This is a genomic window from Oceanobacillus massiliensis str. N'diop (genome assembly GCF_000285495.1).
GTDB lineage: Bacteria > Bacillota > Bacilli > Bacillales > Amphibacillaceae > Oceanobacillus > Oceanobacillus massiliensis.
In genome coordinates this window covers 401,885-415,743 of the sequence record NZ_HE610976.1, presented here as the reverse complement: position 1 = coordinate 415,743, position 13,859 = coordinate 401,885, and the positions used below count along the sequence as shown (strand labels likewise).

Annotated in this window: 10 protein-coding genes and 1 pseudogene; 10 read left to right on the top strand and 1 reads right to left on the bottom strand. The window is 43.1% G+C overall.

Translation table 11 applies throughout. The features are described from left to right. Nucleotide 1: 1 nt before the first annotated feature. The 4 genes and pseudogenes from OMHG_RS02165 (at nucleotide 2) to OMHG_RS02150 (ending at nucleotide 4,790) form a co-directional block, all read left to right on the top strand. Nucleotides 2-1,153 carry a thiolase family protein gene (locus OMHG_RS02165; RefSeq protein ID WP_010647931.1) on the top strand — a complete coding sequence of 384 codons (1,152 nt, stop codon included), beginning with the start codon at nucleotides 2-4 and terminating at the stop codon, nucleotides 1,151-1,153. A 227-nt stretch (nucleotides 1,154-1,380) separates the two neighbouring features. Next, nucleotides 1,381-2,358, top strand: coding sequence for an NAD(P)H-dependent flavin oxidoreductase (locus OMHG_RS02160; RefSeq protein WP_010647930.1), 978 nt, complete (start codon nucleotides 1,381-1,383; stop codon nucleotides 2,356-2,358). Nucleotides 2,359-2,386: 28 nt separating this feature from the next. Beyond that, nucleotides 2,387-3,163, top strand: coding sequence for an enoyl-CoA hydratase/isomerase family protein (locus OMHG_RS02155; RefSeq protein WP_010647929.1), 777 nt, complete (start codon nucleotides 2,387-2,389; stop codon nucleotides 3,161-3,163). Nucleotides 3,164-3,193: 30 nt separating this feature from the next. After that, nucleotides 3,194-4,790, top strand: a pseudogene (locus tag OMHG_RS02150) (long-chain-fatty-acid--CoA ligase). Nucleotides 4,791-4,820: 30 nt separating this feature from the next. On the opposite strand, the gene OMHG_RS18180 reads toward OMHG_RS02150, so the two are convergent. Continuing rightward, nucleotides 4,821-4,997: a hypothetical protein gene (locus OMHG_RS18180; RefSeq protein ID WP_154648213.1), complete on the bottom strand. Its 177-nt coding sequence runs from the start codon at nucleotides 4,995-4,997 to the stop codon at nucleotides 4,821-4,823. Between the two features lie 204 nt (nucleotides 4,998-5,201). Between OMHG_RS18180 and OMHG_RS02145 the strand changes: the two genes are divergently transcribed. The 6 genes from OMHG_RS02145 (at nucleotide 5,202) to OMHG_RS02120 (ending at nucleotide 13,725) form a co-directional block, all read left to right on the top strand. Further along, nucleotides 5,202-6,035, top strand: coding sequence for an aldo/keto reductase (locus OMHG_RS02145; protein WP_010647928.1), 834 nt, complete (start codon nucleotides 5,202-5,204; stop codon nucleotides 6,033-6,035). A gap of 137 nt (nucleotides 6,036-6,172) precedes the next feature. Next, nucleotides 6,173-7,303: a zinc-dependent alcohol dehydrogenase gene (locus tag OMHG_RS02140; RefSeq protein WP_010647927.1), complete on the top strand. Its 1,131-nt coding sequence runs from the start codon at nucleotides 6,173-6,175 to the stop codon at nucleotides 7,301-7,303. Between the two features lie 226 nt (nucleotides 7,304-7,529). Next, a complete protein-coding gene (locus OMHG_RS02135) occupies nucleotides 7,530-9,851 on the top strand; it encodes an outer membrane protein assembly factor BamB family protein (protein WP_010647926.1) in 2,322 nt (773 codons plus the stop codon). A 107-nt stretch (nucleotides 9,852-9,958) separates the two neighbouring features. Continuing rightward, nucleotides 9,959-10,399: a hypothetical protein gene (locus tag OMHG_RS02130; protein WP_010647924.1), complete on the top strand. Its 441-nt coding sequence runs from the start codon at nucleotides 9,959-9,961 to the stop codon at nucleotides 10,397-10,399. Nucleotides 10,400-10,714: 315 nt separating this feature from the next. After that, nucleotides 10,715-11,770 carry a TRAP transporter substrate-binding protein gene (locus tag OMHG_RS02125; RefSeq protein WP_010647922.1) on the top strand — a complete coding sequence of 352 codons (1,056 nt, stop codon included), beginning with the start codon at nucleotides 10,715-10,717 and terminating at the stop codon, nucleotides 11,768-11,770. A gap of 41 nt (nucleotides 11,771-11,811) precedes the next feature. Beyond that, nucleotides 11,812-13,725 (top strand): TRAP transporter large permease, encoded by a 1,914-nt coding sequence (locus tag OMHG_RS02120; RefSeq protein ID WP_010647921.1) that lies wholly within the window; start codon nucleotides 11,812-11,814, stop codon nucleotides 13,723-13,725. Nucleotides 13,726-13,859: the final 134 nt, after the last annotated feature.

Genomic DNA, 13,859 nt, shown 5'->3' with positions numbered 1-13,859 from the left:
TATGAGGGAAGCAGTCATAGTTGAAGCGGTAAGGACGCCGGTCGGAAAAAGAAATGGGGCCTTGAGTGAAATACGGGCTGAAGATTTAGCTGCGATGGCTTTAGAAGAAGTCATCCACCGTTCTGGAATTGCAGCAAATCTGGTCGAGGATGTCATTATGGGTTGTGTTACACAAACGGGGGAGCAGTCGTTTGATATCGGCAGGCAAGCGGCTCTGATTGCGGGTTATCCTGTCGAGGTACCCGGCACAACGATTGATAGACAATGCGGATCGAGTCAGCAGGCCGTCCATTTTGCCGCACAAGCGATTATTAGCGGGGATATGGATATTGTTGTCGCAGCAGGAATTGAAAATATGTCCCGAGTGCCGATGGGGTCCAATCAGCAAGGGGTCAAGCCCAGTGAGAAACTAACCTCCAAATATGAAATAATCAATCAGGGAATTTCGGCAGAGAGAATCGCCGGAAAATGGGAAATCAGCCGTGAAGAAATGGACGCTTTTTCTATTGAAAGCCATGAGAAAGCCATCCATGCAATGAAGAAAGGCTACTTTAATAAAGAGATCATTCCCTTAAAAGTGATACGTGCTGATGGTACGCAAACAGTAATTAATCAGGATGAAGGGCCGCGTGAGGGCTCGTCCATGGAAAAAATGGCGGGGCTGAAGCCGGCATTCCTAAAGAATGGAAGAATTACAGCAGGCAATTCAAGCCAAATCAGTGATGGTGCAGCGGCAATCCTTATCATGTCGCGTGAGAAGGCGGAAGAGCTGGGATATAAACCTAAATTTAAAATTTTGGCCAGAGTTGTAATAGGTTCAGATCCGACACTGATGCTGACAGGGCCAATTGCCGCTACAGAAAAGGTATTGAAAAAAGCTGGATTGAGCATGGATGCTATCGATATTTTTGAGGTGAATGAAGCATTTGCATCTGTACCGATTGCCTGGCTGAAGGAAACTGGAGCCAATCCGAATAAACTTAACCCAAATGGTGGAGCGATTGCCCTTGGTCACCCGCTCGGTGCCAGCGGTGCAAGACTGATGGTCACTATGCTGTATGAGTTGGAGCGAACAGGTAAGCGCTATGGGTTACAGACGATGTGTGAGGGACATGGAATGGCAAATGCAACGATAATAGAAAGACTGGATTGACTCTTTGATGGGGAATCTGGAGAGATTTTGCGCTCAATTGAGGTTGAAAAAGTGATCGGTGTTTTCATTTATCATATCATATCTGATTATTCTAAAAATGAGTTCACGAGTAAAGATCAATAGATTCATCCACGGTTGATTATGGAAAGAAGTCTTTTATGAATACTTCTTGAAAACTATCAGATTGAAAACTATCAGACGAATTTTTGAAAAGGAGATAAGCTAAAATGCAGCTAAACGGTTTAAAACAGCAAATGAAATTACCTGTCATTATGGCACCGATGTTCTTAATATCCAATCCCAATATGGTAATCAGTGCCTGTGAGTCTGGGATAATTGGCTCTTTTCCGGCGCTCAATGCCCGTACAAAGGAAATCTTGGACGAATGGATGGAAGAAATTAATTCGGTACTCAAACAAAAGCAAAAGGAAAATCCGGAAGCTAGAATCGCACCATGGGCCATTAATTTCATTAGCCATAAATCCAATAAGCGATTCCAGGAAGATCTGGAATTAATTGAAAAGCATCAACCACCGATTGTGATTACGTCACTTGGTGATCCCAGTTACGTGGTTCAAGCTGTCCACGCTTATGGCGGCATCGTATTGTCTGATGTTATCAATACCAAGTTTGCCAAAAAGGCACTGGAGAAAGGCAGCGATGGTTTAATTCTTGTTGCTAACGGTGCTGGCGGACATGGAGGAACGCTTAATCCATTTGCATTTGTCCATGAAATCCGCAGCTTCTTTAACGGGCCGATAGTACTTGGCGGGGCAATGTCCAAGGGAGAGGATATTTTGGCGGCACAGATATTGGGTGCAGACCTTGCCTATATGGGTACCCATTTCATTACTGCAAAGGAAAGTAATGCCAGTGAGGAATATGTGATGACGGCAATCAATTCATCTGTTGATGATATTGTCTATACATCTGCTTTCAGCGGCATACCTGCCAATTACTTGATTCCAAGCATTGTAAAATCAGGGCTCAACCCAAATCAGCTCCCCGAGAAAGGAAAGATTGATTTTTCTGAGCTTGGACATCCCGAAATTCGTGCATGGAAGGATATCTGGGGAGCGGGTCAAGGAGTTGGCGGGGTCAAAAGAGTCCAGTCTGTCGCTGAAATTACGGAAGAATTGCTGGAACAGTATAACCATGCAAAGGAAAAAGTAATCAAGGGTAAAAAGGACTTCGCAACCCGCTAATGAAAGAAAAAGGAAAAGAGGTGTCGGCATGTCAGAAGTTGTTAACGTAAGGAATCAAAACAAAATAGCATATATATCGATGAACAGACCGGAAAAACGTAATGCATTGTCGGTAGATATGGCAAATCAATTATTGGATGCATTTCATGATGCGGACCGGGATGAAGAGATAAGAGCCATTATTTTTACAGGAGAAGGGAAAGCTTTTTCTTCTGGAGGCGATTTGGAAACATTAGACAGTCTAAACAATACTGCAGAAATTATCACATATATGAAGCAGGCATTAGCAGTTATCCAAACCATCCGCCAGCTGGATAAATACGTTATAAGCGCTGTACATGGGTTTGCAGCAGGGGCAGGGTTCAGTTTGGCCATTGCAGCAGATTTTATTGTGGCAGATACAAATGCGAAATTCGTCAGCAGCTTTACAAATGTAGGGATAATACCTGATCTTGGACTTCTTAAGGCTTTGTCGGATAAGCTTCCCTCAGCAGTAGCGAAAGAGTGGATTTCCTCCGGCAAACCCGTTTCTGTCCAGGAGGCGTATGAGAAAGGGATTGTCAATAGGGTTGCAGATGGCAATCTCTTAGAAGAGGCAGCAGAATTTGCCAGATTTATTGTGGAAGGTCCGCCACTTGCCAACCGGTTTGTCAAACAGCTGGTCAATCACTCGAATGAACTTACCTTTGATACGAATGATATGCAGGAAATGGCCGTTCAGACATTGCTTCTGCAATCGGAAGACAATAAGGAAGGAATTCAGGCATTTTTTGAAAAAAGAAAGCCAATTTTTGGTGGCAAATAGAAATAAATTGTATAGGAAGGAGCTGTTCACATGTTTTCACCCTTGACACCACTGGACTGGAAACGCCGTGCCGTAAAATACTATCCAAATAAAACGGCGGTGATTGATGGGGAAAAGGAATTTACGTATAAGGAATTTGGCAACCGTGCAGACAGGCTATCGGCATCATTGATGGAAGCGGGCATTACAGAAGGTGATCATGTTGCGGTCATGCTCCCTAATACCCACTATATGCTGGAATGCTTTTATGGCATCTGTCAGCTAGGGGCAGTAATGGTGCCGCTGAATTATCGGCTCAGTGGGAAGGAACTTGAATATATCATCAATCATAGTGATGCGAAAATGCTGATTGTTGATGAGGAATTCGCTCGGCCGATTGAAGAGATTGGGGATCGCCTCTCATTGGAAGAGATAATTGTGGTGTCGGTGGAGGGCCAGAAGACTTCCTTAACAGCAATCGATTATGAGGGTTTTTTGACCAAGGCTCCTGCTGACGTTAAGCTTCCGGAGGTGCAAATCGATGAGAATCGGCTTTTGACCCTAAATTACACGAGTGGAACAACCTCGAATCCTAAAGGTGTTATGCTCACACATCGAAGCAATTACTTTAATGCAGCGAACTTCATGCATCATATGCGAGTGGAGCATGATGATGTATACCTTCATACATTACCAATGTTCCATGCCAATGGCTGGGGCGGTGTCTGGGCTATAACAGCAGCAGGAGGCACACATGTCTGTTTACGGAAGGTGGATTCTTCCTTCATACTGGATCTGTTCGAAACAAGGAAAATTACATTATTATGCGGAGCACCGACTGTGGTGAATATGCTTGTGAATGACCCGAGGGCAAGGGAAGTGACGATGGCAACAAATCCGAGAATGGGAACGGCCGGTTCACCGCCTGCAGCGGCACTTATTCATAAGGCACAGGATATATTAGGACTGAACATGATTCATGTTTATGGATTAACCGAAACATCCCCATTTATTCTTTATTGCGAATGGAAGAAAGAATTCAATACCAAATCTCCCGATGAGCAGGCAGCAATCAAGGCGAGACAGGGGATAGAACTAACTCGCCTTCAATGGAGAAACCAAGGTTATCCATCAGGACGGGGAAGAAGTACAGTGGAACGGCGAAGAACTAGGTGAAATTGTCACTCGTGGAAATGTAGTGATGAAAGGATATTATAAGGATCCGGAGAAGACAAATGCAGCTATCAAGGATGGCTGGTTCCATACAGGCGATCTCGCAGTCACATATCCAGATGGCTTTATAGAAATACGGGATCGTGCTAAAGATTTAATTATATCGGGTGGAGAAAATATCTCTTCGACAGAAGTAGAAGGGATATTATATAAACATCCCGATATTTTAGAAGTTGCAGTGATTGCAATCCCTGATGAGAAATGGGGAGAGGTACCACTTGCCATTATTGTCCTGCAGCCGGAAGCCCGGCCGACAGAAGAAGAAATAATCCTCTATTGCCGTGAAAATATGGCACATTTTAAAGCGCCAAAAACCGTTGAATTTGTGGAAGAGCTCCCAAAGACAGCTACAGGCAAGCTGCAGAAATATCGCCTGCGCGAAATGTTCTGGAAAGGAACAAAAAAAGTTAACTAACTATACCTCACAGGAAACGGGCAGCACCTTCTATCTGGGTTCAGGTAATGTCGAGTGGCCGAATGCAGAGCAATTGCGGGATGCCACTTCCTGCTCGCCAGAATACTGTCCGGTCTTGGCAAAATACTGTCCGATTCCAGCCAAATACTGTCCGAATACGGGTAAATACTGTCCAAATCGGATGGAATACTGTCCAAATGCACCCAAATACTGTCCGCCCGGCGAAATACAGAGCAAGTGCGGAAGTCCGCGCCCGCCCAGCCAAATACAGTCCGCGCCGCGCGCCCCGTGCCACCCACGCCCTCAACCCCCGCGCCTCTCGCAGCCTTTGAATTTCACTAAACCTCAATCATTTCTAAAAACAGCCAAATATTATATGATAGTACTAGATAAATAATTAGGAGGTCCGATATGATAACGCATCTGCAAGATACGGTTACATTAAACAATGGAGTGATGATGCCTGGTTTTGGGCTGGGTGTGTATAAGGCAGCTAATGATGAAACGGTTGTTAATGCAGTCAAATTTGCTATCCAAAATGGGTACCGGAGCATCGATACAGCTTCATATTATGACAATGAAGAGGGTGTCGGACAGGGCATTAGAGAATCGGGAATTGCTAGAGAGGACATTTTTGTGACATCAAAGGTATGGAATGATGAACAGGGATACGAAAGCACATTGGAAGCATTTGACCGCAGTCTTAAGAAGCTGAAAATGGATTACCTGGATCTCTACCTGGTCCATTGGCCGGTAAGGGGAAAATATAAGGAGACCTGGCGTGCCCTGGAAAAATTGTATGCAGAAGGTAAAGTGCGGGCAATTGGTGTAAGTAATTTTCACCCCCATCATCTAGAGGATTTGATGAGGGATAGTCAAGTGAAGCCTGCAATTAATCAGGTCGAATATCATCCGCATCTTGCACAGCTAGAGCTTCGGGATTTCTGCGAGAAGGAACATATTCAGCTTGAAGCATGGTCACCGTTAAAGCGTGGCCAACTGCTGAATGAACCAATATTGACCGAGATTGCTGAGAAACACGGAAAATCTGCTGCGCAGGTAATCTTACGCTGGGACATACAGAATAATGTAATTACAATTCCCAAATCAGTTACAAAGGAACGGATCATTGCGAACGCTGATATTTTTGATTTTTCGCTGACGGAAGAGGATATGGAAAAAATCAATCGCTTGAATATCAATGACCGATCAGGTAAGAATCCAGACAGTTTCGATCAGGAATAATGATCGAATATGATGTTTGCAGAGCCGGGCTGAACAGTCCGGCTTTTCTTCGGTTCTCAATAGCACTAGTAAATAATATGTTTACATTTTCCTTAATCAGGGCAAAGAAAAATAAAACTGTTAAGGAAGTGACCAATATGCTAGCAGTAACAAACCAGGGAAAGAACAAGGTCGAAGTGAAAGATGTAGAAGCCCCGAAGATTCAAAAGGACACGGATATGATTGTCAAAATCACAACTACAGCTATCTGCGGATCAGATCTGCATCTGTATAGAAACACGATACCGCTGAGCAAGGATTATGTGATTGGACATGAGCCGATGGGGATCGTTGAAGAAGTCGGTCCCGGTGTGAAAAAGGTTAAAAAGGGTGACCGGGTAGTTATTCCATTTAATGTAAGCTGCGGGGAATGTCACTTTTGCCAAAATCAAATGGAGAGCCAATGTGATAATTCCAATCCACATCAGGATACTGGTGCCTACTTTGGCTATTCGGAAATGTTTGGAGATTATCCGGGTGGACAGGCTGAATACCTTCGTGTTCCATATGCCGATTTTTCATCATTTGTCGTTCCAGAAAGCAGTGAGCTTGATGACGAAAATTTGCTCTTTCTGTCCGATGTTGTTCCAACAGCGTATTGGAGTATTGAAAATAGCGGGGTAAAGGAAGGGGATACGGTAATCGTCCTTGGATCCGGACCGATTGGATTGATGACTCAGAAATTTGCTTGGCTAAAAGGGGCAAAACGGGTAATCGCCGTTGATCACAATGAATTCCGCTTAGCGCATGCTGCAAAGACAAATAAAGTAGAGACGTATAATTTTAAAGAATTTGATGATATCGGTAAGCATCTTCATGAGATTACAAAAGGTGGAGCTGAAGCAGTTATTGACTGTGTCGGGATGGATGGAGATGTAACAGTAAAAGAGCATCTGAAAACCCTGACTGGGCAGATTGGCTCGATTGATCCGATTATTACTGCTGCACATTCAGTCAAGAAATTCGGTACGATTCAATTGACGGGTGTGTATGGTTCCCCAGCAACTGCATATCCATTGCAATCCATCTTTTCACGAAATGTCACCGTAAAAACCGGACAGGCACCTGTCATCCATTATATGCCGGAATTATATAATATGGTGGAGGAAGGTGTATTCAATCCTACAGATATTATTACGCATAGAGAGAGCTTGACCAATGCCGCACATGCGTATGAGGTATTTAATGCGCAGGCAGATAATTGCATCAAAGTAATTTTAAAACCATAAGACCTGCCACAATTCCATAACCTAAAACAAAATGGCGCCCGCTGACTGGGTGTCATTTTTTATGCTTAAAATTAACTATATTTCACTTATTCTAGTAAAAAAGTTGCACGGGAAAAGACTACTAAAAAGAGAAGGTGCATATAATGTATTAGTTTCAATATTTACTTGAAAGGGGGACTTGGCTGCTTGTATTTTTACACGTATTTAATAAACAGGGGGTGTTTTTATGAGTAATGGCCACAAAATAGTCTGGAGTGTTGCTGCTTTCTCTTTTTTAGTCATTGTCTTTATCATATTTGCGCAAGTTGGTAAGAATACGGAAGAACCAGAGGTAGCAAAACCGGATGTAGAGACAGAAGAACCGGAAGCTGAAGAGCCTGAAGGAGCGGTAGAAACGGGTGAACAGGAGGAAACAGAAGAACCGGCTGCTGGTGATGCAGAAGTGGAAGCTGTCGTAAAACAGCATAAGCCCTATGAATTTAAAGTTGCGCCTGCTTTTACGGCTGACGAATTGACAGCGCTTCCAAAGAGTGATTGGCTAACAAATGGAGGGAATCTTTCCAATCAGCGCTACTCGCCTTTGGATCAGATAAACACATCTAATGTTGGAGATTTAAAAGGAGAATGGGTTGCCAATCTTGGATCGGGATTTGATTTTAAATATTCGGGTGAAGCATCTCCGGTCGTTTATGATGGTGTTATGTATGTAATTACTGGTGCCAATGATGTGCTCGCACTCGATGCTGTTACAGGGGAAACAATTTGGGAATATAGACCCCATATTACTGACAAACTGACTACAGTATGCTGCGGCTGGACCAGCAGAGGTGTAGCTGTCGGTGAAGGGCTGGTGTTCGTTGGACTATTGGATGCGAGATTGGTAGCTCTGGATCAGACGACAGGAGAAGTAGTTTGGGAGACTGTTGTTGATGATTGGAGAAAGGGCTATACTATCACGAATGCGCCATTGTATTACAATGGAAAGGTGTATACCGGTGTTTCTGGCGGAGAGTATGGAATCCGCGGGCGTCTGACAGCATTTGATGCAGAAATGGGACGTGAATTATGGCGCTTCAATACTATTCCGGGTCCTGGTGAGAAGGGACATGAGACATGGCCATCGGATAATAAGGCGTGGATGTCCGGTGGAGCGCCTGTCTGGCAGACCCCGGCCGTTGATCCGGAATTAGGGCTAATGTATTTTTCAACTGGAAATACGGCTCCAGACCTTGATGGCAGCAGCCGGGAAGGGGATAACCTCTATTCAGATTCTGTTATTGCTTTAGATCCGGAAACCGGGGAGTATAAATGGCATTTTCAGCAGGTGCATCATGATATATGGGATTTAGATTCACCCAATCCGATTATCCTGTTTGATGTGGAGATTGATGGAGAACCACGCAAGGGACTTGGGCAGGCAGGGAAAACCGGATGGATTTATTTTCTTGACCGGACCAATGGTGAGCCACTAATTGGTATTGAAGAAACGCCAGTTCCACAGGAAGAAAGGCAGAAAACATCACCTACTCAGCCGATTCCAAAGGGTGACTCTTTCGTACCACAGGATATAACTCCTGAGGATATTGAAAGGGATATGTCAGATGCGTTTGAAGGGGAATACGGCGGGATTTTCACTCCGTTCTGGGAAGAACCGCTTACCTTAAAACCATCTCCGTTCGGTGGAGCGAACTGGCCGCCATCAGCATATAACCCAAATACGGAATATTTCTATGTACTTGGAACAGATCAGTATATGGCATATACCCGCAGTGACGAAGAATTCAATCCAGATGAGATTGAAGAGGGGCATGCATGGGTTGGAAGCATTATGGCACCTGTAACCGATGCACCGGTTAGAGGGACAATAACTGCAATGGATGTTAAGACGAATACCGTTGTATGGCAGCAAGTCTGGGATTCGATGGCCTATAGCGGTGCAATGACGACGAAAGGAAATCTGCTATTTGTCGGTCATAATGATGGCAGATTCATAGCCTATGATGCAACTACCGGTGACCAGTTATGGGAATTTATGACAGATGCTGGAGTGAATGCGCCTCCTATTACCTATGAAATTGATGGGAAGCAATATATTACCGTCTTTGCAGCGGGGAACTCATTGGCTGGCAGTAAACATGGAGATTCAGTCTGGACATTCTCTTTAGATGGAGAAATTGAGTCAGTCGATGATGTGGTAAAGCCTGCCGATGCCGCCGTTGAAGATGGAGAAACCGGGGAAGAAGGCGGAAGTGATGAAACATTGGACGATGAGGAAAATGACGCTGTATCCTCATCTGAAGGTCAAACGGAAAGCGGATCTGCTATCTATGAGGCTAATTGTCTTGCATGCCATGGTACAGAAGGGGCAAATGGCCATAATGGACCTAATCTCCAAACAAGCAGCATTGCTCCAGATAAAGATGCTGTAATGAAAAGGGTTAAAGAAGGCGGAGAATCGATGCCATCCTTTGAAGGAACCCTTACCGAACAGGAGATAGATGATGTAGCAGCATATATCAGTGAAATTATCGCCAATTTGGATGAATAGAGTAAGTGGTGCAGGATATCTAATCCTGCACCACTTTTATTTTTGAAGTTTATGAGAATATCCCTTACAATTTAAAAGAAAATGAAATGATAAGGAGTCCTGTTATCGTGAAACGATTGATTCATGCAGCCATTATTATTCCCTTCTTTCTTTTAGCGGGATGCCTTAATCCTACAGTGGTATCTATCGTCGAGGCTGCCCATGAAGCGGCATTGGTGGAAAATGATGAACTGGTTGGCACCTATTTCTCTGATGATTTCATGGAAGAACGTTCATTGGAGGGATTGTCTGATGGACTGGCGGAAGATGTTCGAAATAGTGAAGGTGTAAAGCTGATGAATATGAAGGAAATTAAGGAAGGTCAATTGCGCCAAGAGATTGTGGAGAAATTTAATACTAGATATGATGGTGAATGGAATATGGTAGCCGGACAAACTGGCGAGACGTTCATCAAGGTCTGGATCGTCAAAAAAGAAAACCATAGATATGTGATAGTGGAAGGAGAAGAGATGGACATTGATACATACAATGAACAGATTCTAAAGTGATTGAAATAGAGAAAATAAAAAAGATTGGATATAAGTACTGTTAATGAATTATTCTCAATATTGACGCAAATGTTTGACATCTTTGTTTAACTGTTTTATTATGTAAACCTAACATGAGATTCTATTTTATACCTGCAGGCAATAGATCCGTTTTGTAACCCACAGCATACAAAAAGTACCCACTCAAAAAATGAATAGACATTTTCAACCATGGAAATTTGCTGTATTTAGCCGAATTTAGCTAATATTATACGGAATTTAAAATCTGAATATTCAGTTAAAATGCGTTGAAATCAAAGAAAAGGGAGAACTGATATGACCTTAAAAAAGATTTTTACGCCAATTATAATGGCAATCATTTTTGTCAGCTTAATCCTGTTAGGCAATATGACTTTAAGTTCGAATGCTGGAAATAAGGAATCGGGTACGGTCCAGCTGCGTCTTGGACAGGCAAAAGCTGCAACACATCCCGTATCCCAAGGAATCGATAGGTTTGCGAAATTAGTGAAGGAGAAGTCAAATGGTGAAATTGTAGTCGAAACCTTTCATGATGGATTAATTGGAAATGACCGTGAAGTCATTGAGAGTGCTCAAATGGGCAGCCTTGCGATGGCCAGTTCATCAACACCTAATATGACCAGTTTCACGAACTATTTTACAGCTTGGGACCTGCCATATATTTTCGAAAATAAGGAAGAGGTTTATACCGCGATTGATGGTGAACCGGGTGAGATAGTACGTAAAGAAATGGAGGAATATGGATTCAAAGTAATATTTTTTCCGGATTATGGATACCGTCAGATAGTAAACAATGTGCGTCCTGTAGAGGTGCCTGAAGATCTTGCAGGCATGAAAGTAAGAACAACGAATTCCAGGATAGAGCAGGCAGACTTTAATATGTATGGGGCAAATCCTACACCTGTAGCGTGGTCGGAAGTGTTCACCGCCCTTCAGCAAGGAACAGTAGAAGGGGAAGGCAATAGTTATTCATTGCTCTGGGATTCGAAGCACCAGGAGGTTTTGGATTATGCGACAGAAGTCAATTATAATTACAGCTCGGACATTGTCGTCATGAATTTGGATAGATATGAAGGACTATCAGAGTACCATCAGAAAATTATTATGGAAGCTGGAGAAGAGGCAACAAAATGGCAGCGTGAAGTGGCGAACGAACGTGAAGCAGAGGCCAAACAGCAATTCATAGATTATGGCATTGAAATCTATGAACCGACAGAGGAAGAAATGAAACAATGGAAACAGGCGGTAGAACCTGTCTGGGATCAGTTTGTAGTTGAAGGATTATCGGATCCGGAATATGTAGAAGTTATTCTAGAAACACTTGGAAAGACAAAGGAAGATATTTTTGAATGAATGATTAATATAAACAGATTCTAAGATTAGGGGCTGAATAAATGACACGGGATACTGTGATTACTGGGGAAAATCCCCATCATGATAAACCGCCTATGCAGGATAGGAGCGGGTTGCAGCGTACCTGGGCAATGATAGATAATCGATTTGAAGAAATCCTCATTGTTGCAGGGTTTGCTGTTTTCATCATTTTAATCAACCTTCAAGTTGTGAATCGCTATGTATTAACCTTTATTGAAATTGGGAACATTACGACCTGGACAGAAGAGATTGCCCGGTATATTTTTATATTTGTTTCTTTCCTTGGAGCGAGTCTGGCGATCAAAAAGCGGGAAAATATTCGAGTAGGTATTTTAATAGATCGCATTCCGGAGCATATACGATATGCAATTGATGCAGCGAACAGTATTTTTATGCTTTATTTCTGTTATTTGATGGTAATGTACGGCTTCAATCTGATTCAGTTTCAACTGGAAACAAATCAGGTCACACCAGCACTTGGGATTCCTATGGCTTTAGCATATAGTGCCGTGCCGATGGGATTTCTGTTTATGGGCTTTCGATTAATCCAGGCATTGATTGAAGATATTAAAGGGATGTCTGTGAGGGATGGGCTGCTGACGGCAGGAATATCCGTTTTATTCATCTTACCTGCAATCGTGTTTAAGGATGGCAATATAACATTGCTTTTATTTGGTTATTTTGTCTTGTTTATCATTTTAGGTATGCAAATTGCCTTTGCATTAGGTGTCAGCACCCTGGCAACCGTCATGGCGACCGATGCAATACCTGTCGATTTCTTTCCGCAAACCGCTTTTACAAGTATTGACAGTTTCCCAATTATGGCGGTTCCTTTCTTTATTGCTGCTGGGATTATTATGGGGAACAGCAGTATTATCGAAAAACTATTGAAACTTTCTGATGAATTACTCGGCTTCCTCCCCGGAGGTCTGGCACTTGTGGCAGTAGTTACGAGCATGTTTTTCTCAGCAATCAGTGGGTCCGGTCCTGCAACAGTGGCAGCAATCGGTACGCTGTTAATCCCGGCCATGATCAAACAGGGATATCATCCTGGTTTCTCTGCCGCAGTTGTGGCTGCTGCGGGTACAATCGGAATCATAATCCCGCCGAGTAATCCACTGGTCATCTACGGGGTTGTCGGCCAGCAGTCCATTACAGAACTATTTATGGCAGGAATCATCCCAGGTGTACTGACTGGATTAGGGCTGATGGTGGTCACTTATTTTATATCTAAGAGAAAAGGGTGGAGCGGTGACAGGGATTCCTTTAGCATGAAAGGAACATTAAAGGCCGTTTGGGATGCCAAATTCGCCCTGCTTGTTCCCGTTATTATTCTAGGAGGCATCTATGGGGGCATTATGACTCCGACTGAGGCAGCTGCAGTCGCCGCTGCATATGGATTGATTATTGGCTTGTTCGTTTATAAAGACCTTAATCTGAAGGGAGTATATAAAAGCCTTGCTTCTGCAGGTATCACGTCAGCGGTTATTATCCTGCTGATTGTCATGGCAAATATCTTTGGGCGTCTGATAACATTAGAGCAGGTTGCAGAAACAGTTGCTGATTTTGTGTTATCGATCAGTGAAAATAAGTTAATCATCCTGTTATTATTAAATGTATTCCTCTTACTTGTAGGTCTGGTGCTGGAGGCATTGGCGGCCATCGTAATTTTAACCCCGATTCTGCTGCCGATGGCTATGGAGATTGGAGTTGATCCAATCCATTTTGGCATCATCATGATCATGAACCTTGCTATCGGATTGATTACACCACCAGTGGGCGTTAATCTCTTTGTATCGGCAGGTGTCATGAAACTTAAGATAGAGGAAGTCATTAAAGGGGTCATTCCATTGCTGATAACGATGCTGGCAATTTTGTTCCTGATAACATATATCCCGCAGATCAGTATGTTTTTGGTGGAATTGACGAGGTAGAAACATATATGAAAATGGAGCAGCTATAGCCAGCTGTTCCATTTGTTTTATGTAGATTTAGTTTATAACTATATCTTATAATCATCATTAGAATCTTCGATAATTTGAATTTACTGAAAGTATTGACTTATCAA